Here is a 25,264-nt window from a genome sequence, read left to right as displayed (position 1 = left end):
ATCGATCAATTATCATTATGCCGTAACAGGTTCTGTTTGATAAGCCTGTGCCAATATGTGTAAGTCTGATTCCTCTACTTCTTTTTTCTTATCTGCTATTTTTAGAAATTCTTGATACAGAATATCAATATCATTACGATTATATTGGTATCCGATCTTTTGAAATCGATATGCCAATGCACTTCTACCACTTCTGGCCGTTAAAACGATCTTACTTCCTTCAGCTCCAACTTCTTCCGGATTGATGATCTCATATGTTTGAGCATCTTTCAGAAATCCATCCTGGTGTATTCCGGATGAATGAGAGAATGCATTGGCTCCTACGATGGCTTTATTGGGCTGTACAGGCATTCGCATTACTTCTGCGACTTCTCTACTGATTGGATTCAATTGTTGTGTTTGTACCTGCGTATAAAAACCAAGGTCCTTATGTTGCTGTAAGATCATTACTACTTCTTCCAATGAGGTATTACCCGCTCTTTCACCTAAACCATTGATGGTACATTCAATTTGTCGGGCGCCATTGATCACACCTGCAATAGCATTGGCGGTGGCTAATCCGAGATCATTATGACAATGACATGAAATAATGGCCTGATCAATATTGGAGACATGATGCTTGAGATAAGCGATCTTCTCGCCATATTGATGTGGCAAACAGTAACCGGTTGTATCAGGAATGTTTACCACTGTTGCGCCTACCTTGATCACAGCTTCGATCACCCGGGCGAGATACGCATTATCAGTTCTACCTGCATCTTCAGCATAGAACTCAACATCATCTGTAAAATTCCTGGCCCATTTTACTGCCTGTACCGCTCTCTGTAAGATCTCTTCCTGTGTAGCATTGAATTTTGAGCGGATATGATAGTCGGATGTTCCAATACCGGTATGTATTCTAGGTCTTTTAGCATACTTCAATGCCTGAGCAGCTGTTTCGATATCTTTTTGAACAGCGCGGCTTAACCCACATACCGTAGCATTCTTGATGGCTTTTGAGATCTGCTCTACTGATTCGAAATCACCGGGTGATGAGATTGGGAAACCCGCTTCAATAATATCAACCCCCAACGCCTCCAACTGAAGTGCCAGTTCCAATTTTTCTTTTGTATTCAGTTTACAACCCGGCACCTGCTCTCCATCGCGCAAAGTGGTATCAAATATGTGTACCTGCTGACCCATGAATGGTTTATTAATTTTATGTAGGATAAAAAAGCAAGCTGTTTATATTTGTTAACGATTGCCTGTATTAACAAATCCACAGCCTGCTCATCATCGAATATAGATGCTCTGATCAGCGGCTTAAGATCAAATTTGCTGTTATTTTACGCCGTATGAAATGAGTTGTATTTGCTGAAACCCTTATCAGTAAAGGATCATAATCATTTCGAATTACCATGCCTAACCGTAGTACAGATACCCTTTTTCAACTGATTCAGTCGCTCACAGCCTCTGAAAAAAGGCATTTTAAGCTATACATGAAATCTACTGCCGGAGAGTCGGGTGATCTTAAAGTGGTACAACTCTTTGATGCAATTGATAAAATGAAGCAGTATGATGAGGAATTATTACTAAAAAAGCATAAAAGCATTCGCAAACAACAACTGTCCAATCTGAAAGCTCGCTTATATCATGAGGTACTTAGCAGTTTGCGTTCATTAAAGCAGCAGGAAAATATAGACCTTCAGTTACATGAGCAGCTTGATTTCGCCAGACTGTTATACAATAAAGGTCTGTATTTACAGAGTTTAAAAATATTAGATAAGATCAAAGAACTGGCTAAAAACAATAATCAAGTCACTTATATTCTTCAGGTTGTTTTTTTAGAAAAAAAGATCGAAGCCTTACATATTACAAGAAGTATGCAGGACCGTGCAGAAAAACTAAGTCACGAATCTGTTGAAATCAATGAACGACTTAGACTCATCGGCGCCTTATCAGATCTATCACTTCAGTTATATAGCTGGTACATTCAGCACGGACATGCCAGAAATAATCATGACCGTGAACAATTGGATGCTTTAATGAGTCAAAATATCATTGAAGAATCATCTAAGACATCCGGCTTCTACGAAAAACTATACCGATACCAGTGCTTTTGCTGGTATGGTTTCATCATCCAGGATTTTCTGCTCTATTATCGATACTGCCAGAAATGGGTTGACCTCTTTCATAAAGAGCCAAAGATGATGGAGGTAGAGACCATGCATTACATCAAAGGGATGCATAATTTATTAAGTGCGCATTTTGATCTTCGGAATTATCAGAAATTTGAGGAAACACTGGAGCAGTTTGAAGTATTTGCCAAAAGTGATCATATACAGCACAGTCAAAACAATCTTATTCAGACTTTTATCTACCTCTATACTGCCAAGCTGAATAAACATTTTATGGAAGGAACTTTTACCAAAGGATTGGCACTGGTTCCTGAGATTGAAGAGAAGCTAAAACATTTTGAGATCTATCTGGATCGTCATCGTATCCTTGTCTTTTATTACAAATTTGCATCCCTCTATTTCGGATCAGGTGATCATGAGAAAAGCATTGATTACTTGAATAAGATCATCAACTGGAAAGTGGATCTTAGAACCGATCTCCAATGTTATGCGAGGTTATTACACCTGATCGCTCATTATGAGTTGGGCAATTTTGATCTGCTGGAGTATTTATTGAAATCAGTATACCGCTTCATGTCGAAGATGAATAACCTAAGTGTTGTAGAATTAGAAATATTTGCTTTTCTAAAACAATCATTTCGATTAACTCCCAGACAATTAAAACCACACTTTGAAAAATTATTATCAAAGCTGCGGAAACTATCTAAAAATAAAATGGAGAGTCGGGCATTCATGTACTTAGATGTTATTTCATGGTTGGAGAGTAAGATCGAAAATAAGGATGTACAAAATGTGATCAGGGAGAAATACTTAAAGAGTAAGTCATAAAATCCGGATCTGATGTATCTCTATTCTCAGTAAGCTGTATCCTTATTAACCGATTTCCTTAATAGGCTTCACATTTCTTTCTTACATTCATCCTCTAATTATGCTGTATGAAAAAAATACTCTTTCTTCTCTCTTTTCACCTTGTACTTTTCACTTGCTTTAGCCAAATACTTAAAGCTCCTGAAGTAAAAGAAGGTGATGGCCCTTACACACAATTGATCATACGTGGAGTAACCTTGATCAATGGTACAGGTGCTCCACCTGCCGGGCCTGTAGACATCGTAATTGAAAATAATCGTATCGTTCAGATACAAACAGTAGGAAGTCCGGGATTACCTATTAACCAAAACAGAAGACCTGCTTTGAAGCAAGGAGGTAAGGAACTCAATTGTGAAGGAATGTATGCCATGCCGGGTTTCATAGATATGCATGGACATATTGGTGGCACAGCACAAGGTACTCCTGCAGAGTATGTATTTAAATTATGGATGGCACATGGCATAACAACGATCCGTGATCCGTCTGCAGGTAATGGATTAGATTGGGTTTTAGAGCATAAAAGAAAAAGTGCTGCCAATACCATTACAGCCCCAAGAATTTTTGCCTACACTGCTTTCGGGCAGGGTAATCGTGGACCTATCAGTAATGCAGAGCAGGCAAGAAACTGGGTTCGAGAAAATGCAAAGAAAGGTGCAGATGGTATTAAATTTTTTGGAGCATCTCCGGAAGTAATGGATGCTGCTGTTCGTGAGAATAAAGCATTGGGATTGCGTTCTACCGCTCACCATGCACAAACAGATGTAGCCAGATGGAATGTGTTGAATTCTGCTCGTGCGGGTATGACAAGTATGGAACATTGGTATGGTTTACCGGAGGCTTTATTTACCAATAAAACCATTCAAGACTATCCTGCAGATTATAATTATAATAACGAGCAACACCGTTTTGAGGAAGCAGGTAAATTATGGAAGCAGGCTGCTGCACCATATTCAGAGCATTGGAATAAAGTGATGAATGAATTGATTTCACTGGATTTTACTTTAGATCCCACGTTCAATATCTATGAAGCCAATCGCGATCTGCACCGTGCAAGAAGAGCTGAATGGCATGAAGACTATACATTACCTTCTTTATGGAAATTTTATGAACCAAGTTATCAAAGTCATGGTTCATACTGGCATCAGTGGGGAACAGAGCAAGAAGTAGAGTGGAAAAATAATTATCGTTTATGGATGACATTCATCAACGAATATAAAAATCGTGGAGGAAGAGTGACCGCAGGGTCTGATAATGGATTCATTTATCAAACTTATGGCTTTGGTTATATCCGCGAGTTGGAATTATTACGTGAAGCAGGATTTCACCCTCTGGAAGTAATCCGCTCTGCTACCTTATACGGAGCACAAGCATTGGGTATGGATAAAGAATTAGGAAGTGTTGAAGTTGGCAAACTGGCAGATCTCGTTATTGTAAATGCAAATCCGTTAAAAAACTTACAGGTATTGTATGGCACTGGTGCCATTGAATTGACAAAAGATAATAAGATTATACGAAGTGGAGGTGTACAATTCACGATCAAAGATGGGATCGTCTATGATGCAAAAAAACTACTGGCTGATGTCAAGAAGATAGTAGATGAACAAAAAGCTAAGACCGGCTGGAAATTGAAACAACCGGGAATAGAGTAGTCATCTGTTGACAGTTGACAGTATTGATCATTTCAAAATCTGTCAACTGTCAACTTTTTTTCCGCCAACTAAAATCATTCTTGCTTCACTAAAATATCATTCGTTATCGGGAACTCAATTCTAAGCTGACATCCGTTTCCGGGTTCTGAGTGAATATTTATTTTACCGCCATAGAGTCCGACCCTTGTTTGGATATTATGAATACCAATACCTTTTCGCTTCTTTTTGGTATCAAATCCTACTCCATCATCATTCACGGATAGCCTGATCACTTCATCACGATATAACTCAATAACCACTTCCTTAGCCTTTGCATGCTTCAGGATATTATTCAATTGTTCCTGAACGATCCGATATATGCTAAGTTTGAATTCATATTGAACATCCTCTTCATAGAAATTCTCGCAAAAGAAATCAAAGTGAATACTGGTATTTGCTATTTGAATATCTTCCAGCAATCCTTCAATCGCTTTACAGAGACCGAAATCCTTGATCAATGGTGTCACAAGGGCTTTTGAAAGTTTTCGGATCTCTTCAATAGCATTATAAATGAATCCGGAAGATTGCTTGAGCAAAGCTTCTGCATTATTGGTTCCCTTTTCTGCAGTAGCGATATACATCATGGCAACCGTTAGTTGTTGATTCACGTTGTCATGTAATTCTCTGCTTATTTCGTAGCGTTCTTTTTCTTGAACCCGGATCACGGCTTCGGTGATCTCTTTTTGTTTGGCTTCACGTTCCTCAGCCAGCTTATTTTCAAGCCGTATTTTTTCATCTATATTATTGGCCAATGCTAGAACAGCGTTGCGTTCCTTAAAGGAAATTTTTTGTGAATAAATCTCCATGGCGATCTCTTCACTATTCTTTCTTGCATGCTTCCAAACACCATGCATAATTGTATCTGCATCTGCATTTTTAAGCTCTTCAACAAAAGAAAGGTATTGCGGAATATTCTCTTTTCGTCTAAGATCTTTCATAGTAAGAGAAAGAAACTCATCTCTTGAGTATCCGTATTCTTTTTGTGCTGTGTCATTGACCTCCAAAATTTCCAGCGTATTTATATCCCAGATATAAATAGACATTGGATTATTAAAGAATAAACTCCGGTATCTTTCTTCTGAAGCCAGTATTGCTTCTTCTGCTTTCTTTTTCTCCGTCACATCTCTGGAGTTAGATACGATGCCCTGTACAGCAGGATCCGCAAGCAGGTTGGTCAATTTAGTTTCTAACCAACGCCACTCACCGTGTATATTTTTAAATCTGAAATAAGGTATTTCATCATAATCGGTTTGCTTTATGGTCTGGAAATGACCAAGAATATCCTGTAAGTCATCCGGATGAATAAAATCAAACGTCATTTTACCTACAATGGCTTCTTGTGAATAGCCTAATACTTTTTCGACGCTTGGGCTCGAAAAAGTAAATCGCCCATTTTCATCCAGGATCTTGATCATATCAGAACCATTCTGAACCAATGATCTAAATCTTTTTTCACTATCCAGCAATTTCAGTTCTGCGAGTTTTCTTTCAGTGATGTCTTGCATTGATCCGATCATCCTTACTGCCTTTCCATTTGCATAAAGCAGATATCCTTTATCCAATACATATGCATATGTACCATCAGCTCTTACAAAACGGTATTCATCTTCCCATCGATCACTGGTATTGTCTTCACAAGCATCTAAAAGCTTCTTGATGACCTGCTCACGTTCATCGGGATGTACTTTTTCCGACCAAAAATCAAAGCCGGTTTCTTCATTTCCCGTATCATACCCAAACAAGCGTTTCATGTTCTCTTCTGCCCAAAGAACTTTCTTAGTGGAAAGGTTCATATCCCATACCACATCGTTGGTTACACGTGTAACGAACTTATAACGATCGATACTTTCCCTTAGACTTTCCTGACTTTTCTTACGCTCAATACTATATTGAATGGATTTTTCCAGCAGCTTTTCATCAAATTCTCCTTTGATCAGATAATCCTGGGCACCGCTGGCCATTGTTTCCAATGCTACTTCCATGTCGATCAACCCTGTCAATACAACAATTGGTATTGATCCTGCATATTCATCTACCATTTCATAGGACTGAAGTCCATTACTATCCGGTAAACTTAGATCCAGTAAAACAAGATTTATTTCTTCCTGTTGAAGCGCTAATTGTGCGTCATGTGCACTTGTAACTTTAATCAGTTGTTTGATGGGTAGAGATGCACCCTTCAATAATTCTTCCAAAAGAAAAAGATCACCCGGATTATCTTCAACGATCAATATGGTCAATGGCAATCGGTTATCAGACATAACCTATGGTTTTATGGGAATAATTTTCTCAGTTTTCATTATTTGCTATAACAAGATAGTAAAAATAAAAGGGGTTCTGTGATATCCGGATATTTATCTTTTACCAAGGGTGAAAAAGAAAGAGCTCCCTTGTCCGGGCATTGATTTTACCCATATTTTACCATTATGGCGTTCAACGATTTTCTTACAAATTGCGAGTCCAATTCCGGTACCTGTATATTCGGATCGACTATGTAACCGGTGAAAAATCACAAAGATCTTTTCGTGAAAAGCGGGGTCGATGCCAATACCATTATCCTTGATTTCAAAAAGATATTCCTCTTCCTGTTCTGTACAGCTGATTTGAATTACCGGGCTCTCATCTTTTTGGTATTTAATGGCATTACCGATCAAGTTTTGAAATAGCTGTAATAGCTGAGTACGATTTCCTTTTACGATAGGCAAAGGTCCAACTGTAATATGAGCTTTTGATTCATCAATGGTTTTACTAAAAACTCCCTTGACTTCTTCTATCAAAATATTCAGATCTACATTCTCATTTGGTTCTGTATTAGATCCTACTCTGGAATAATCCAACAGATCCATGATCAATGTTTTCATTCTTTCAGCACCATCAACAGCGAAAGCGATATATTGATCAGCCGTTTCATCCAGTTTTTCTACATATCTTTTTTTAAGTAACTGAAGAAAACTAGTAACCATTCTAAGCGGCTCTTGTAAATCATGGGAAGCGATATATGCAAAACGTTCCAGTTCGATATTTGAATTAGCAAGTTCTTCAGCCCTGCGTTTTAGTCTGTTATTAAGTTCTACCAATAATGCTTCAGTTTCTTTTTGTTGTGAAACATCTTGGGTGGCACCGATCATACGTACAGGAGTACCATTTGCATCACGAATAATATATCCCTTATCAAACACATGCGCGTAGGTATCATCTGATTTTCGAAACCGATACTCATCTTCCCAGTACAGTTCATTCGTATGGTATAAGATTTTTTCACGCTTTGAAATCATGTCATCTAAATCTTCTGGATGCACTCTTTGGATCCAGAATGTATCATCTTGCGCTGCTATACTTTTATCGTATCCAAACATACTCTGCAATCCATCTCCAACACGGAATACTTTATCGTTTTGGATATCCCAATCCCATATAGCATCATTGGTTGCTTTGGCAGCAAAAAAGAATCGCTCATTGGTTCTCAATAATTCTTCTTCTTTTGCCTTGGTTTCAGTGATATCTCTAACATTGATAATGGCACCGACGATCAGCCCGTCTTCATAAATAGGGCTATACCTGATATCAACCACTACTTTCGAATTACCATGAATAGCGGGTATCTCCACTACACTTTTTCGAACGGCCCCGTTCAGAACATCTGCATACAGTTGTTTCAATAGTGGTACCCGTTCCGGCTGAGCACTATCCAAAATAGATTTGCCTTTCTCGAATGGCACTCCTAATAATTGTTGGGATTTTACCTCAGTGGCTTTATTAAAATTGATGACTTTGAGATTTCTGTCTATGATAATGAATAACTCATCTGTGTTATCTAGAATCATTCGCATATTTGCTTCGGAAGTGCGCAGTTCTTGTTCTTTCCTTTTTCGCTCCGTGATATCCTGAATAATGGTAAAGGTCTTTTCTTCTTGTTCATCTTGTTTAAAAATGACAGACGACACCCAAATAGGAAATCTTTCTCCGTTTTTTTTGATGCCAATAAGCTCACATATGACTTTCCCCTTTTTCCTTCTTTCTTCCAAAAATGCATTCAATCCTGGGGAGTCAATATCAATGATCCCTTGTCGTCCTATCACTTTAAACTCTTCCAATGAATACCCAAACATGGAAGAGGCCGCAGCATTAACATCTAAAATAGTACCATCAGGTTTGGTCAGAAAAAAAGCATCCAGTGCATTTTCAATCATGACACGATAGATGCTGTAATCAGTCATATTTCTGACAATAAAGGATTATTGAATAGCGAAGCCCTAAGTGCCGTCCATTCGTATCAGACATAAATTCTCTCTATAGCTGATTTGAATTTTTCCATGACTACTTTTCGTTTCAAACTCATTTTAGGCGTCATTTCCCCGGTATCGATCGTCCACTCTTGTGGTAATAATTCAAACTTTTTGATTTGCTCTACGTGATTAAAGAAAGTATTATAACTCTCTACCAGTTCGCGGTATAATTCCAGAACCCTTGGATGATGGATCGCATCTTCATTTGTGGTATAATTGATGCCTTTCTCTTTCATCCAGTCTTTTAGTGTCAGGAAAGAAGGAACGATCAATGCTCCTACAAATTTTCTTTCAGATCCAACTACCATGATCTGTTCAATAAATGGACTCTCCTTCAATTTATTCTCAATTGGTTGAGGAGCCACATATTTACCACCGCTGGTTTTGAATAGTTCTTTTTTACGGTCTGTTATTTTCAGGAATTTCCCATCTTCGATAATACCAATATCACCTGTATGCAGCCAACCATCGATCACGGCTTCAGCAGTAAGATCTGGTCTTTTATAATATCCTTCCATTACACTCGGACCTGCAACACATATTTCACCATCTTCTTCCAACTTCAGCTCAACACCATTAATAACAGGGCCCACTGTTCCAAATTTGGTGAGACCCTTTGCTTGTCTGTTTACGCTGATCACCGGACTATTCTCCGTTGGACCATAGCCTTCAAATACGGGTATTTTAGCCGCATTGAAAATCCGTAATAATTTCACCTGACAAGCTGCACCACCGGTAACAATAAAAGATACATTGCCCCCTAAAGCTTCTCTCCATTTACTGAATATAAGTTTATTGGCAATTGCCAATTGAATGTTATACCATAACCCGCCGCTCTTGAGGTTATCATATTTTTCAGCAAGATCAACTGCCCAGAAAAATAATTTTCGTTTCAGACCTGTCAACTCGTTTCCTTTCGACATAATTCTTTCAAACACTTTTTCAAGTAAGCGAGGAACAGTGGTGAATCCGTCAGGTTTTATTTCGCGAAGATTATCACCAATCGTTTCTAAACTTTCAGCATAGTAAATACTTATACCACTATATAGATAGATATACGTAACTGTTTTTTCAAAAATGTGGTTCAGTGGTAAAAAGCTCAATACTTTAGATTCCGGTGCATCATTGAAAGGAAAGCTTTCTTTGGAGAACTGAACATTAGAGTAAATATTGCGGTGACTCAGCATTACACCTTTGGGTGTGCCTGTCGTACCTGATGTATAAATGATGGTCGCCAAATGAGAAACAGGTATTGTGGCTTTGATTTCATTTACTTTTTGTAGTAATGTATCATTGGCCAATGCGGTAACTTCAGACCAATGTTTTGCACCTTCAATTTTATCGAATGTATAAATCGATTTAATAGAAGGCACTTTGGCTGCAACTGCTTTTGCTTTCTCCAGTAATTCAGCGTTGCTTACAAAAAGATATTTTACAGCTGCGTCATTGAGAATAAACTCCAACTCTAAAGGACTGGTAGTGGGGTATACCGGAACTAAGATCGCGCCAATTTGTTGCGCTGCGAGATCTGTAAAGATCCATTCAGGTCTGTTATTACTAATGATGGCGATTTTATCACTTGATTCAGGTGTTATATCACGTGCGCTGACACCAAGTTCAATCAAACCGGCACTGAATTTATTTACGGTTTCTACTACTTTTTCCGTACTGTAAGTTGTCCACTGACCATTTTCTTTCGCAGCAAGCATATCATTTTTAGGAAAATGCTGTAGCTGGTGTTCAAGGCAATCGAATAATCTCTTTATCGTCATAGTGCAAGCATTCTATAATGTTCAAAGTAAACGATAACAAATGAGAAAGCTTATTTGTTATTGCTGCCTTTTTAATTTCTCATACTCTTCTTCTGCCAGTTCTCTCCCATTTCCGTTATAAGCATTGAAATACTGAAAGCCCAATGCAATACCCCATCCTAACATGACCCATATTGGCCAGGGAGTACCATGAAACCCATTATAACGACCTGCAGTCATCCACCATATCACCCATAAAAAGGCGATGATAATGATATAACTATAAAGGTTTCTTTTGAATGAAGCACGTTTCTTGGCGATACGCCATAGTTGTTCGTCTTTACCGGGTTCCATGTTAAGCAGTTTTAGGACAGTCAATTTAAGCAAAAGAACACAAATAAAAAAGCCCGCAAGCTTATTGCGGGCTGGAAATGGTCTTTATGCTTTATTTAGAAAAGTAGTACTGTCCTGCAGGCAACTTAAATAGCCTTGTTTTTTGGTACTCACTGTATGCTTCAGCTTCTTTAGGATGGGTGTCTTTCCATATTTTATAGGCATTCTCATTCACTGACTCTCCAAAGATCCATTGGTTATAAGCCTCAAATAAACCTTCGCGAATGAAGTACTGCTGTTGTTCAAATAAACGGAAAGGATATGTTGCCCCATTTGTTTTAAACCATTCCAATATAAACTGGGAGCGTAAGGAAGTACTATTATCTGCCTGGAATCCGGCTTTCGCTGTTGCTACTTGTTTCTCTAATATTTGCAGCACTGCTTTTTCAAATGATGAGATCCCTGATTTTAATTGTTGACCGATCACAGAAGGCAGGTACATTTTTTGCCATGCATTCAGTACTGCTTTTTTAACCTCTGCTGTTCTTTCTGTAAAACTTTCCAGGTTTATAAAAATCTCTCCATACAATGCCATTCGAATCCAGTTACCCACTTTTGTATAATAGATACAGGCATTATAATAGTTACCACTGAAATTAGGATCTGCCCGAATACCTTTTTCCCATTGTTCAATAGCTTCTTCCGGAGCATTATCCATGATGAGTAACTCACCATATTCATTATAAATGATGGTACTATTGGGAAATTTTTTCAATGCGGTCTTGTATAGCTTGATCCCATCTTTATAAGCAGCAATTGCTTTATAAGAAAGCCCAAGTATTTGAAATACTTGTTCATCTGCATCCTGCCTTTCGGATAATGGTCTTCCAACCTGTATCGCTTTTGCAAAGTCACGTTTCAAATAACAAGCGTAAGAAAGATCTTTGAGAATACTCAAATCTCCCGGTGCTTGCTTTGCGGCTGATTCGAGAATTGCAACAGCATTCTCAAAATCACCCTGCATTAACATGGTCTTTGCCGTTTCCTGGAGTTTTTTTCCAGGCTGTTGGGCCTGAAGGGAAAACGTTATTAAGCAAGAAAAAACTAATACTAACAGGATACGCATTCGCTTTGTTTTATGTATCAAAATGGAGAGGTTTATTCGCCAATTAAATGTGTCAATAATCCATCCCTCAGTTTTGGCTCAAACCATGTGCTCTTTGGTGGCATAACATTGCCGCTGTCAGAAATGTCAAACAGTTGATCGATGGTAACTGGATACAAACTGAATGCTGCTGCAAAATCACCACTATTGACTTTCTTCTCTAATTCGCCTAAGCCTCTGATACCTCCTACAAATTCAACCCGCACATCAGTTCTTGGATCTTTAATTCCCAGAATGCCATCCAATACAAGATTCTGAAGTATGGTAACATCTAAAATGCCGATCGGATCATCCGTATAGGTGCCCGGTTTTGCGATCAACTGATACCAGTTACCTTCTATAAACAAACCAAAATGGTGAAGTGATCCCGGTTTAAAAGCGGTTTCGCCAACTGGCTTTACGGTAAAATCCTTTTCCAATGCTGCAAGAAAAGCTGCTGGTGATAAGCCATTTAGATCTTTCACTACTCTGTTGTAATCTAAAATAGCCAGCTGATTGGAAGGGAATAAGGTTGTAAGAAAAAAATCTGCTCCAGGACCTGATTGATCTCCTAAAGCCTGACGCACTTTAGCTGCAGATGCCGCACGGTGGTGGCCATCAGCAATATAGGTGCAAGGTATTTCATTTGCAAAGAGTGATGTGATCTCATCACAAGTATCTGAATCGTTTACGATCCATACAGTATGTTGAATTTCATCATCGGCAATAAAATCGTAGACAGGCGACTTACTTTCTTTCCATTTTTCGATCAGCTCATCAATTTTTGAATGATTTCGATAAGCAAGAAACACATTCCCTGTTTGCGCACCAGAAGTTCGAATATGATTGATCCTGTCTAATTCTTTTTCAGGTCTGGTGAATTCATGTTTCTTTATGATATCATTCTCATAATCATCAATACTGCTTACACAAACCAAACCTGTTTGCTTTCTGCCATTCATGATCAATTGATAGATATAGTAACATTCTTTTGACTCTTGGAAAAGCACTTCACGTTTTATAAAAGCATCCAAATTTGACTTTGCCTGTTCATATACAGCTTGAGAATGGATATCGATTCCATCGGGCAGATCGATCTCACTTTTGGTGATATGAAGAAATGAACTTGGATTGCCTTGAGCTTCAATTTTAGCTTCTGCACTGTTCAATACATCATAGGGTCTGCTGGCCACTTGTTTTGCCAATTGTGGTTGTGGGCGTAATGCCTTGAAGGGTTTAATACTTGCCATTGCGCAAATATCAGTAATTAATTATAAAAGAAACGTTATGAAAGCTTGGGAAGGCTAGTCTATATGACGAGCATAGGCCTCTATCCACTTTGAAAGGGTTTTTTGCTGCGATAATCTTAAGAAAACGACGATCCCGATAATTGCACATGTGATACCTGCCAAAACATCCAATACATAATGATGGCTAGTATAAACTGCTGCAAACCAGATACCCAACATGATGGTTGCAAATAATAAGTTGACCCATTTAAAATCAAATCTCCATCCGAAATATAAAACGATCAAGGGATAAGCAGAGTGCAAAGAAGGCATTGCTGCAAATACATTAGAGCTCTTCTCATACAAGGATTTAAAAATCGTCACATCAAAATATGCATCAAACCGATGTAATCCCGCTGTGTTACCGGGTGTTCCGGCTATAAAATCAAAACCATATTGTTGTACGTACCAGGGTGGCGCCGCAGGATACGCGTAATAAATAATAAATCCCAGGATATTAACGAACAAAAAAGTGAGTGAAAATTCAAGAAACCATTTTCTATTCTTAAAGAAAAGAAATGCCGCAAAACCGAGTGGTACCGGTACCCAACTCAGGTAAAAAAAACCGGTCAATACATCCAAGAACTTAGTATGATGAATAGCCCAGTATTCATTGGGCGTCATTGTTGCTCCTGCATCATCGATACCAAACCATTTTTTTTCAGTCTCATATAAACTTTGAATATGCACTTCCTGATAATTGTAATTGGGAAATGCTTTCATAAAATCGAAAATGATCCAGAACACGATAAAGATGGCAAATCCAAGGATAAATTTTCGGGTGATAAAAGAAAGATAATAGCATACATTGAATAGTAACACCAAAGTCAGCTGATCTTGTTTATAACCGATCAGCCAATAGCTCAATAGCAAATAGGTAAATGAAACAGACGAAGTGATCAATAAATCTTTCGCTGTGAACAGACTGCTATTTTTTTGAGTGAAACTACCTGTCATATCAGGGTTTAAAACGTTGCATGAGTTCTTTTCCTGTGTATTCATCCACCCCTTTCATTTCCATATACACTACATTGGGCGACCAAAAAGTACCACCGTCAACTTTAATAAATATTCTGCTTAATACAGCCTGTTGATTATTGATCGTAGTATATACTTTGTATTGATTGTCTTTTTGAGAACGCATCAGGTACAAGGGTTTCTTTTTATAAGAGACAAAGTGCAGCTTATAAGAATCTTTTTCCAACATTTGAGATTTGATACCATAAGCAAACACACGCTGTATATAAGAAAGTTCTTTTTTTACTCCACCTTCCGTATAGCGTATCCAATAAACATGTACGGGATCAGATGTATTCAGTTGTCCGTTCTTATCGTAATTAAGTTCGCATACAATGGTATTTGTATTAGCTGTTCTTTGCAGATAAAACAGTTGTTTATTATTGGTTTTTGGAACAGGAAAAGTATCCTGAGGTTCGATCGCTGCTTTTGCGATCTGTACTGCTGCCAATTCTTTCTGCGCCATCGCAGGAATTGCTGAACATGTGATCAATAATCCGATCACGATTGATGGTAAAATAGCTGATTTCGATTTTTTCATTTGTTCGTCTTTCAAATCCAATGCTTTTTTTGATCCTCTTAACCGGTTGATCGCTGTGATATTGGTCAATACTGCCATTAGTGTAAGTGGCAAAGTAAAAATGGACATGGTTTCCAATACATGAAAACTGATTCCGTTCACATACCATTTCCAATCACCACCAATGTATTCACCTACAATACCACATGCGATCGCTGAAACACCAATGGTGACAACCCTTTCCGGACGCTGCATCAGTCCATCTTTACATTCAATTCCCAATCCTTCTGCTCTTGCTCTGGTATAGCTTACCATCATAGAACCGATCATAGCAATGAATGCAAATAATGAACTCAGAAAATAATGATGTGCGATCAGGTAATAACATATACCCAAGAACATGATCAGTTCACTGTATCTATCCAATACAGAATCAAATAAAGCGCCGAATGAGGAACTCATATTGCCAAGACGGGCTACTTGACCATCAAGCATATCGAATAGTCCGGCGAACAGGATCAGCGCTCCTGCCCATCCTACATAAGAAAGGTCTCCGCGATTTCCGCGTTCTCCTCCTTCCACGAAAATGATGGCTACACCAATATTCAACACAAACCCTATCATGGTGACCATATTAGGAGTCAGTCCGATCTTGATCAATCCTTTCACAAAAGGATCGATGACCACGTAAATGGCTTTCTGTAATTTTACTCGTAAGGGTATTTTTTCCATGTACCGTTAACTACTATGCAAAGTAATAGAATCAAAAATCAAATTTAAAACGTGCTCTCACACCCCAGGTGCTGATATTTGGATTTTCTTTATAGTTAAATCGTCTTACCAGATCTACCCTGAATATCTTAAATATATTTCCTACACCCACACTTCCTTCGATATATGGCTTTCTATTCAAAGAGAATGTGGTAGTTTGTCCATTGGTAACCGGGAACTTGATAAGATCCGGATTTTTATCAGGATTATTTTCATCTCTGATACCACCATAGATCACTTTCATGGTCAGCAATTCTCTTAACTTCAATTTGCGCAATAATGGAACACGATTAAAAATGAGCCCATTGAAATGGTGATCAATAGATAATGCCGCAAACTGATCGCTCACAAACTCCTGGAAGTTCATCAGGTTATAAGAGTTCAACTGATATGCATAAGTTTGGTTGGCACGATGAATCGTTAACAAAGGATAAGGTGCGGAACCAAATGTATATCCACCTTCGAGTACCATATCACTATATCCCAATTGCGACATAAATACGCGTTTTTCAACACGAAGATTGATGTTCTGATAATTGTATTCGCTATTGAATAGTCCTTTTACGCCTGCAGTATATCGCAAGGTGAAAATGGGATATTTATTAATGATCGGAATTCTGTACACCTTACCCTGATAGAATTGTTCTTTCGGAGCCCAGCGAACCTGTGCAGATATTTCACTGGTATTGATCGATGGCACATTCTCCAGCACACCATTGTTGAACTTATTATATACAATAGATCCTGCCGGAGTATGACGCCAGTTTCTGAATCCTAGTGTATAAGACAATCTGTTCTGAAATTCATGTACATATTCCAGTTTGAAGATGTCGTTATAGATCCACTTATCATTTAATCCGCGTTTGAAAGACAAGAAGAAGTTGTCTTCTTGCACAAATTGCAATTCCTGACCTGGAATTTTTGTATCATGCTGGTAACTGGCCCTGATAAATTTCAGCGGGAAAGTATAAATAGATTTATTGTTCAAAGAATAGGTCGTACTTAAGAAATACTTCCATCTTTCATCTTTGAAACCATATGCTCCATATGTTTCAAAGTAAATTCGTTTACTGAGTTTCGGTGTTGTTCTTCCACCAAGTCTTAGTTTGAACCCTTCTACCGGATTGAATCCATAAAATGCTGCCGCGGGTCCTAATTCAAAGGGGCCGAATGAAGTATATCCTGCAAATAAGAAAGTAGCCAATGCTAATGTTCTTCGGAAAGAAGGCATTTTCTCAAGGCTATCGATATTGGCATACACTTTAGATTCTGTTGCTGAAAGTGTATCGTGTCTGTTTTTCTCCCAGAAAGTATCAGGAAGCTTATCAACTTTTTCCAGTTTTACTGTTGCAGGACCGTCATATACACTGTCCGGTTTCGCTTCATTGATCTTGTAGTTTTTAAAAGAGACAGTTCTTTCTCCAAAGAAACCTCCGCTAGATCCTTTGGTAACAGCGGCTTCCGCCATCACATTGCTTTTACTGAGATGATAACGGCCATCCGGATTTTTTTCAAAGTCGAGGTCAACGCGTAATTCACGTACGAAATTCAGGTTCACGTTTCTGCTCAGGAACATATCCAGTTTCTGAACTGCATAGTTTCCATCAAGAGTGATGTACATATTACCGCGGAACAAAAGGTCATTTGTATTTCTAGGTGTGAAATACATTTTGATCAGCTTATTACCTGTTTCATCCGTAATGGTATCACGGATATAGTACATATAAAATGTAGGCGCAAGGTCTGCAATAGGACTGAGGAACTGATATGTGAACAATGGAATATTGTTGTCATAAATATCAATATCCATGATCAATCTATTCAGATAAGAGCTCACACCATCATTATCAATATACTCACCATAGTTCACTCTTTTTTCGCCTCTGATGATGGTCTTGGTCTTCTCCGGATTTTTACGATAATATTTTTGTGCTAATTTTTCCTCGAGATAAACAGGCAACAATGTTTTGCCCTGCAATTTTGTAGAGTCCACATTTTCGAATAGAAACTGGTACTTACGCAACATCCTGTTATTAGCAAGTTTTTCAGGAACGCTACTCAGTGACACTTCCAGTTTTTCATACTGATCATACTCTACATAATCATATTTTTCCGGGCGGTTGAGTGGTTTGTTATCAATCACTCTTCTGATAAGATCAACAGCCGGATTGTTTTTATTTCTATACTTCGCTCTTTTATTGGTAGAAACGGTAACATTATATACTGCTTTTGGATCGGTCTCAAGTTCAAGATCTATGGTTTGTTCTTTACCAACAACGATATCACGTTGAATGGTCTTATATCCAACATAAGAGACAAGGATCATTGAAATATTTCCCGATGAACGTAAAGTATATTGACCCAAGCTATCTGTAACAGTACCACGTCCTCCTTTAAATACAACACTTACATATTGCAATGGTTCTTTGCTAAATGCGTCAACAATCTTTCCTTTTACCACCGTTTGTGTCATGCCATGAATAAAGCCAGTCAGCATGAATAAAGCCAGAAGCCCCCATTTTACAACGCCACTTTTAGTTTTCATTTTTGTTATTATTTGAACACGAATTTTTTTTGTAACATATAATTATAGGTGAACCCTACAATTAGTGATACAATGATCTTTGAGGTGAGGGGAGTGAGTCGTGCATACTCTGTAACCACAAACACACCACCTGATACCAATAATAGATTACCGATCCATACCAACACATATTTGAATGCCTGCCGCGGGATCTTTCCCTGTGTTGCATCAAATACCCATACACGACCCAGTAAAAAATTGGTAATGCCCCCTGAGATGGTTCCGGTAATGCTCGCTGCCAGGTACCAACAGTTCAACCACTCTGTCAATATGATAAAGACAGAAAAGTCAACTATGGTAGCCGCTAAAGAAGCAGCTTGTGCTTTTACAAAAGTAACCATCGGTCAAAAAACATTTAACCACATAATTGTGTGTAACAGTACGTTGGTATATAATCCGGCTATCATATCGTCCATCATCACACCCCATCCACCGGGGAGTGATTCTGTTCTTCTGATCAGCAGTGGTTTGGTAATATCCAGTAATCGAAATAAAATAAATCCAGTTGCCACATAACTTAAAGTGACCGGGACAAAGAGCAGTGAGATCATCATCCCTGCTGCTTCATCAATGACCACTTTACTGCTGTCTTTCCCCCATTCCTTTTCCACAACATTTGCAGTCCACACACCCAATGCAGTAGCGGCAACAGTTACTACAAGCGCAATCATTTCAAAAGAACCAACTGTCCGGGCGAAATACCAGGGTATGCAACAAAGTAAAGCGGTGATTGTTCCGCCACCTTTGATGGTTCCTATACCCAGACAGCTGGCTATGGCTTTTTGTACTTTCATTACAATGCTTCCACCAGATCCTGATAATAATCAAGACCTAAGTGAGTGATCAAATCCTCTCCCATCATATGACGCAGTGTATTCTGCAACTTGATGAGTTGTTTGAAAATATCGTGCTCCGGTCTTAATCCTGGTGCAGTTTGTGGCGACTTGAAGTAAAAAGACAACCACTCCTGAATACCACTCATATTAGCACGTTTAGCCAGATCCATGAAGATGGCGAGGTCTAATACGATCGGTGCAGCTAAAATTGAATCACGACACAAGAAGTTGATCTTGATCTGCATTGAATAACCCAGCCATCCAAAAATGTCGATGTTATCCCAGCTCTCTTTATTATCACCGTGTGGAGGATAATAGTTGATCCTTACTTTATGATACAGATCACCATATAATTTCGGATTGATATCTGGTTGAAGGATATCTTCCAATACGCTCAACTTAGATACTTCTTTTGTTTTAAAGTTATCCGGATCATCCAATACCAATCCGTCTCTGTTACCGAGGATATTGGTAGAGAACCATCCACGAACACCCAATGCACGTGCGTGTAAGCCCGGTGCCAGAATGGTTTTCATCAAGGTTTGTCCGGTCTTGAAATCTTTACCACCGATCGGTGTATTGGTTTCTTTTGACAGTTCAATCAATGCAGGAATATCACAAGTAAGGTTAGGTGCTCCATTCGCATAAGGAACGCCGATCTTAATTGCTGCATATGCATAGATCATACTTGGAGAAATAGCAGAATCATTGTTTTTCAGTCCGGCTTCAAATGATTCGATGGTTTCATGAACGGCTGATTGCTCAATATATCTTTCAGTAGAACCACACCAAACAATCACAACGCGATCGCAACCATGGGCAGTTTTAAAGTTTTCAATGTCATTGATCACTTCATTTGCCAGATCCCATTTAGTAGCCGCTTGTTTAATATGTGTACCATCTAGATTCTTAACATAAGACTTATCAAAAACAGCCTTCATAGGTTTGATGGCTTCCAGTTCAGGCTTGATCGCATTGAGTAATGAAGATTCTAGCACTTTTGCATTCATCGCTGCTTCATATACATTATCACTATACACATCCCAGCCACCAAATACCACATCCTGTAAAGGTGCCAGAGGTACAAAATCTTTAATGAGTGGATAACGATTCTCAGTTCTTTTTCCTAAACGGATATTTCCCATTTGTGTAAGCGCGCCAATGGGTTCAGCAAGGCCTTTGTTCACAGCCACAACGCCCGCAATAACAGTGGTAGCCACAGCTCCCAAGCCGGGAAGAAGGATACCCAGTTTGCCATTTGCAGGTTGGATTTGTTCTTTCATGTTAGTAGATTTTCTCTGTTGTTGTAAATGATCGTCCCGATGGTATCGGGACGTATATAACTCTTTTTTATTTTATTTTTTTATGCCTTTTACCATAATACTTACGATCGAATCGATCCTGGTCTCCAGTTTCGGATATTTATTTCCCGCAAACAGGTCAAATTCAAGTCCACGTAAAGAGCTCACGACCACTGACGGCAAAATATCCAGGTCCTTTTTGATGGAACTGCTGAACTCCCCGTTTTTAATGCCAAAACTGAGAATATTCTTTACCAGCCTGACCTCTTGTTGATCATACTCTGTATGTACGTGTTTCATGCACCGATTGTTTTCCTGCATTTCTCCACGTACTACCCTGTATAAATTTGATTTTTTTTGAAGCGCTTTGATCTTGGTAATGGTGAAGACCCTGAGCTTGTCTTCCGCAGATTGGGCTTTTTCCGCCGCATCTTTTGCTTCATTGAAGACCTCCGCCATTTCTTTACTAATGACGGCGTCAAATATCTCTTCCTTACTGCAATAGTAATAATATAAGGTGCTTTTACCTTTGCCCATGGACCTAGCGATATCCTCCATGGTGGTTTTTTTCAGACCAAATTGTTGGAATAATTTCTGCGCCTCTTTCAGGATGTCGTCTTTAACGATCTCTTCTTTCTGCGTTACTATCATTTTCGACCAAAATCGTTTTTCGGTCCAAAAGTAGGTAAAATTTATTTGCGGTCACAACCGTTTATAAAAATCATCCATGTTTTATTGCGAAGTCTTTCATCAGATCACAGATCGCTTCTACACTCGATAATGGCAATGCATTATACATGCTTACACGTATACCACCTACTGTTCGATAACCTTTTACACCGATCATATTTTCTTTCTTGCAGAGATCCAAAAATGCTGTTTCCAATGATGGATCATTCAGGAAAAACACAGCATTCATAAGGCTTCTATCCGATTTAACCACTTGTGCACGATACAATGGAAGACTATCAATGGTTTGATATAAAAGATCGGATTTTGCTTTATTTCTTCTTTCCATCTCTGTTAATCCTCCTTCTTGAAGAATCCAACGCAAAGTGAGCATACTAACATATACTGCAAATACCGGTGGTGTATTCATCAATGATCCGGCATCAATATGTTTTTGGTAATCCATGATGGTTGGAATTTTTCTGCTCACTTTTCCTAACAGATCTTTTCGTACCACTACCATATTCACACCTGCGGCTCCCATATTTTTCTGCGCTCCTGCATAGATCAATCCAAATCGTTTGTAATCAGCCGGTCTGCAAAAGATATCACTGCTCATATCTGCTACTAATGGCACTTCTGTTTCCGGGAATTGATGCCACTGTGTGCCTTCAACGGTATTATTAGAAGTGATGTGTAAGTAAGAAGCAGATGCAGGAACTGTAAAATCTTTTCCGATATATGTATTCTGCTGGTCTGAGCTGTCTGCTACCACCGTTACATTTCCAAATAAAGCTGCTTCTGTAGCTGCTTTCTTACCCCAGATACCATTGACATGATAAGCAGCAGTCGCTTTTTCATCCAATAAATTCATAGGCACCTGCATGAATTGTGTGGTAGCACCTCCATGCAAGAATAAAACTTCATGATCATCACTTAAATCCATCAGTTGTTTAACACTACTGATAGCTTCCTGTAAAACATCCTGAAAATGAGTGGTACGATGTCCGATCTCCAGGATCGACAATCCTGTTCCATTAAAGTCAAGAATGGCCTGTGACGCTTGCTCCATCACAGTTCTAGGCAAAATAGACGGACCCGAATTAAAATTATGAACCTTCATTTCGATTGCTTGAATGCGCAAGGTAGGGAAAGTCTGGAGCTTATAGCATATAGTTAATGGCCAATAGTTTATAGTTAAAAAAATGTCTCTTATTAACCATTAAGCTATGAACTATAAGCTATATGCTACTCTACATCCGTAACGCCACCTGATACTGTATACTTCATGGCATCGGCGGCGCTGATGTCGGGGAGTGATTTGATCTTTTCTTTGGGCACAAAATAAGTGATACCGGAAATGGCATAAGAGTGTGGCACATAAACAGTTACATGGTTATGCAGACCGAACTCTTCAGAAGATTGTTGAGTGATGAAGCCAATACGCCATACATCAGCACCATCTACATTCACGAGTACGGGTTTATCGAATTTCTTTTTATTACCGGCAAAAGCTTCCAGAAAATCTTTGACAGATGAATAAATGAATTTGATACCCGGCGTTTTTTCAAGAACTGTATCTAATAACGTCACTAAACGTCCGACCACAAAAAGAGAAGAGATCCATCCAACGAGCAATACCAGAGCGATCACAACAATAAAACCCAATCCTGGTAAGCTTCTTAAATTACCGGCAGCATCTTTTTCGAGTAGGTCAGGGAAAAGAGAGTTAATGAGATTGGGAAGAAACCCATCGATCCAGCGAAATAAGCCAACCACCACCCAAAGTGTAATACCAATGGGTGCCAGTACGATCATCCCCTGAAAAAAATATTGCAACAGTTTCTTGAGATATACACGAAGACTGTTTTTTACATCCACATTACTCATCTGTTTGGATTTCAATGTAAAGTAACTAAGAAATCGACAAATACACACTTAGAATACAATATGATGTTCTTTTAAACATCTCAAAAACTAACTGTCATAAGCATTTCATTCATATGATTTATTGACCGTTTAACACAGAATTAATCCAAAAAACACATGGAAACTTTGGTAACGATAAAAGTTTCCATAGTTTTGCGCGCGAATTTAGATTATGGAAACGCAGGAAAGAATATTGATCAAAGCGCATGAATTATTCATGCGATATGGGCTCAGAAGTGTGAGTATGGATGAGATCGCCAATCATCTGGGCATGAGCAAGAAGACCATATACCAGTATTATGCAGACAAAGATGCGTTGGTAGATGGTACGATTGATATCGAGATCGAAAGAAGTAAAAACGACTGTACCGGTCACAGAAATCAAAGTGAAAATGCCATTCATGAGATTTTCATGGCGGTAGACATGGTTCAGGAAATGCTGAAGCACATGAATCCTTCACTCATGTTCGACTTGGAAAAATATCATCCAAAAGCCTATAAAAAATTCCTGGATCACAAGAATAAATTCTTCCATGAAGTGATCAAAAGTAATTTGGAGTGGGGTATACAAGAAGGGTTATACCGTGAAGATATTCATGTAGAGTTATTGACACGGTTTCGGTTGGTTACCATGTTTTTCATGTTTGACAAAGAGAATTTTCCCGCTTCCAAATTTACACCGGGCCAGGTGATAGCAGAGATCACCGATAATTTTCTGTTTGGAATGGCAACAGCAAAAGGACAAAAACTGATTTTAAAATACAAGCAACAAAGACAAAAAAAATAAATCTAAAACCTATGCACGAAAGAAGGATCTCAAGATTGGTTTTACTGATGGGGCTGGCATTGATAAGTATTCTTACCAACGCTCAAAATCCTGCAAAGCATGAATTTACCATTCAGCAATGCGTTGATTATGCCAATAAAAACAATGTTCAGGTAAAAAATGCATTGTTGAATATTCAGGTGCAAAACCAAACCAACCGCGATATCACTGCGGCTGCATTACCAACAGTTACCGGTAATGTCAGCGGTAATGATTATTTACAATTACCTGTTTCTTTATTACCCGGAGAATTTTTCGGAGGAGCAGCCGGAACCTTTATCCCCGTTCGTTTTGGGGTTAAGTACAACGCTTCAGCCACTGTTCAGGTTCAGCAGTTATTATTTGATGGACAGGTCTTCATTGGCTTACAAGCCCGTAGAACTTCCATGGAATTCCAGACCAAGAACAAGGAAGTGACAGAAGAGATGATCAAAACGAACATTCACAAGATCTATTATCAACTGGTGGTCAGCAAAACACAGATCGATCTGTTGGATGCTAACATCAATCGATTATCGAAACTGGAAAATGATACCAGAGAGCTGTACAAAAATGGTTTTGCAGAGAAACTAGACCTCGACAAAATCGCAGTTCAGGTTGCGAATCTGCAAACAGAAAAGTTAAAAGCACTGAACAGTATCGATCTGGGATATATGGGACTAAAAACCTTAATGGGCATGCCGGTAAATGATACCCTGATCTTGACCGATCGTTTAAGTGAAGATCAGATCAGTAAAGATTTTACATTGGATACTGCCTACAATTATGCAGACAGAAAAGACTTTCAGTATTTAAGTCTGGGTAAAAAACTGAATGAGTTCAACATCAAACGTTATCAATTAAGCTATTTACCAACTGTTGCTTTATCAGGTTCCTATACAAAAAATGCACAGAGAAATAAGTTTGACTTTTTTGGTAAAGGTGATTGGTTCACGACTTCATTCATCGGCGTGAATGTATCGATTCCCATTTTTGATGGCTTTGGAAGAGATGCAAGGATCAAAAAAGCGCGTTTTGAATTGAAGCAAACAGAGAATCAGATCGATAACCTGAAACTCAGCATCGATAATGAAGTAGCGCAATCAAGAGTGAACTTCAAAACTGCCATTGCAACCATGAATTTTCAAAAGAAAAACATGCAGCTGGCGGAAAGTGTATATAACCAGACCAAGAAAAAATATGAAGTAGGTACCGGTTCAAATACCGAGATCACTGCAGCACAAACAGATCTGGTGACCGCACAAACCAATTATATCAGTGCCCTGTACAGTGCGATCATTGCCAGGGTAGATTATTTAAAAGCAATCGGAAAACTATAAATACCAATAAACCTAAG

General features: G+C 38.7%; 20 protein-coding genes. 4 read left to right on the top strand and 16 right to left on the bottom strand.

All coding sequences use genetic code 11. The annotated features are described in order from the left end of the window. Positions 1-15 precede the first annotated feature (15 nt). On the bottom strand, positions 16-1,182 hold the full coding sequence (locus ABXG83_RS11295; RefSeq protein ID WP_353548971.1) for a 2-isopropylmalate synthase: 1,167 nt from the start codon (positions 1,180-1,182) through the stop codon (positions 16-18). Positions 1,183-1,478: 296 nt separating this feature from the next. Here ABXG83_RS11295 and ABXG83_RS11290 point away from each other — a divergent pair, with 296 nt between their 5' ends. Beyond that, on the top strand, positions 1,479-2,945 hold the full coding sequence (locus ABXG83_RS11290) for a hypothetical protein (RefSeq protein ID WP_353548970.1): 1,467 nt from the start codon (positions 1,479-1,481) through the stop codon (positions 2,943-2,945). A gap of 107 nt (positions 2,946-3,052) precedes the next feature. Continuing rightward, positions 3,053-4,633, top strand: a complete 1,581-nt coding sequence (locus ABXG83_RS11285; protein ID WP_353548969.1) for an amidohydrolase family protein — start codon at positions 3,053-3,055, stop codon at positions 4,631-4,633. A 74-nt stretch (positions 4,634-4,707) separates the two neighbouring features. Here the strand turns inward: ABXG83_RS11285 and ABXG83_RS11280 are convergent, their stop codons facing one another. The 15 genes from ABXG83_RS11280 to ABXG83_RS11210 form a co-directional block, all read right to left on the bottom strand. Next, positions 4,708-6,933, bottom strand: a complete 2,226-nt coding sequence (locus ABXG83_RS11280; RefSeq protein ID WP_353548968.1) for a PAS domain S-box protein — start codon at positions 6,931-6,933, stop codon at positions 4,708-4,710. A 93-nt stretch (positions 6,934-7,026) separates the two neighbouring features. After that, a complete protein-coding gene (locus ABXG83_RS11275) occupies positions 7,027-8,889 on the bottom strand; it encodes a PAS domain S-box protein (protein WP_353548967.1) in 1,863 nt (620 codons plus the stop codon). A 56-nt stretch (positions 8,890-8,945) separates the two neighbouring features. After that, complete coding sequence (locus ABXG83_RS11270) at positions 8,946-10,730, bottom strand: AMP-dependent synthetase/ligase (protein WP_353548966.1); 1,785 nt, start codon at positions 10,728-10,730, stop codon at positions 8,946-8,948. Positions 10,731-10,787: 57 nt separating this feature from the next. After that, positions 10,788-11,063 (bottom strand): 2TM domain-containing protein, encoded by a 276-nt coding sequence (locus ABXG83_RS11265; RefSeq protein WP_353548965.1) that lies wholly within the window; start codon positions 11,061-11,063, stop codon positions 10,788-10,790. 91 nt (positions 11,064-11,154) lie between these two features. Continuing rightward, a complete protein-coding gene (locus tag ABXG83_RS11260) occupies positions 11,155-12,168 on the bottom strand; it encodes a tetratricopeptide repeat protein (RefSeq protein ID WP_353548964.1) in 1,014 nt (337 codons plus the stop codon). Positions 12,169-12,200: 32 nt separating this feature from the next. Continuing rightward, on the bottom strand, positions 12,201-13,436 hold the full coding sequence (locus tag ABXG83_RS11255; RefSeq protein ID WP_353548963.1) for a DUF1015 family protein: 1,236 nt from the start codon (positions 13,434-13,436) through the stop codon (positions 12,201-12,203). A 54-nt stretch (positions 13,437-13,490) separates the two neighbouring features. Beyond that, a complete protein-coding gene (locus ABXG83_RS11250) occupies positions 13,491-14,432 on the bottom strand; it encodes a phosphatase PAP2 family protein (protein ID WP_353548962.1) in 942 nt (313 codons plus the stop codon). A gap of 1 nt (position 14,433) precedes the next feature. After that, on the bottom strand, positions 14,434-15,744 hold the full coding sequence (locus ABXG83_RS11245; RefSeq protein ID WP_353548961.1) for a DUF4833 domain-containing protein: 1,311 nt from the start codon (positions 15,742-15,744) through the stop codon (positions 14,434-14,436). Positions 15,745-15,775: 31 nt separating this feature from the next. Continuing rightward, on the bottom strand, positions 15,776-18,328 hold the full coding sequence (locus ABXG83_RS11240; protein ID WP_353548960.1) for a DUF5686 family protein: 2,553 nt from the start codon (positions 18,326-18,328) through the stop codon (positions 15,776-15,778). A gap of 8 nt (positions 18,329-18,336) precedes the next feature. Continuing rightward, positions 18,337-18,708 carry a GtrA family protein gene (locus tag ABXG83_RS11235; protein ID WP_353548959.1) on the bottom strand — a complete coding sequence of 124 codons (372 nt, stop codon included), beginning with the start codon at positions 18,706-18,708 and terminating at the stop codon, positions 18,337-18,339. 3 nt (positions 18,709-18,711) lie between these two features. Further along, positions 18,712-19,161: a phosphatidylglycerophosphatase A gene (locus ABXG83_RS11230; protein WP_353548958.1), complete on the bottom strand. Its 450-nt coding sequence runs from the start codon at positions 19,159-19,161 to the stop codon at positions 18,712-18,714. After that, entirely contained in the window at positions 19,161-20,486 is a 1,326-nt protein-coding gene (locus tag ABXG83_RS11225; RefSeq protein WP_353548957.1) for an inositol-3-phosphate synthase, read from the bottom strand. Before ABXG83_RS11225 ends, ABXG83_RS11230 begins: the two co-directional genes overlap by 1 nt. A 72-nt stretch (positions 20,487-20,558) precedes the next feature. Next, positions 20,559-21,155 (bottom strand): TetR/AcrR family transcriptional regulator, encoded by a 597-nt coding sequence (locus ABXG83_RS11220; protein ID WP_353548956.1) that lies wholly within the window; start codon positions 21,153-21,155, stop codon positions 20,559-20,561. Between the two features lie 70 nt (positions 21,156-21,225). Continuing rightward, a complete protein-coding gene (gene serC, locus ABXG83_RS11215; protein ID WP_353548955.1) occupies positions 21,226-22,296 on the bottom strand; it encodes a 3-phosphoserine/phosphohydroxythreonine transaminase in 1,071 nt (356 codons plus the stop codon). Between the two features lie 125 nt (positions 22,297-22,421). Next, entirely contained in the window at positions 22,422-23,063 is a 642-nt protein-coding gene (locus ABXG83_RS11210; protein ID WP_353548954.1) for a DUF502 domain-containing protein, read from the bottom strand. 211 nt (positions 23,064-23,274) lie between these two features. Between ABXG83_RS11210 and ABXG83_RS11205 the strand changes: the two genes are divergently transcribed. Together ABXG83_RS11205 and ABXG83_RS11200 are read left to right on the top strand one after the other, a co-directional pair. Beyond that, positions 23,275-23,889: a TetR/AcrR family transcriptional regulator gene (locus tag ABXG83_RS11205; protein WP_353548953.1), complete on the top strand. Its 615-nt coding sequence runs from the start codon at positions 23,275-23,277 to the stop codon at positions 23,887-23,889. Positions 23,890-23,900: 11 nt separating this feature from the next. Then, positions 23,901-25,247, top strand: a complete 1,347-nt coding sequence (locus ABXG83_RS11200) for a TolC family protein (RefSeq protein WP_353548952.1) — start codon at positions 23,901-23,903, stop codon at positions 25,245-25,247. Positions 25,248-25,264: the final 17 nt, after the last annotated feature.

The organism is Sediminibacterium sp. KACHI17, from assembly GCF_040362915.1.
In the GTDB taxonomy this organism is placed as follows: Bacteria; Bacteroidota; Bacteroidia; order Chitinophagales; family Chitinophagaceae; genus Sediminibacterium.
The sequence above is the reverse complement of the archived record's forward strand: the minus strand, read 5'-3'. Positions and strand labels throughout refer to the sequence as shown.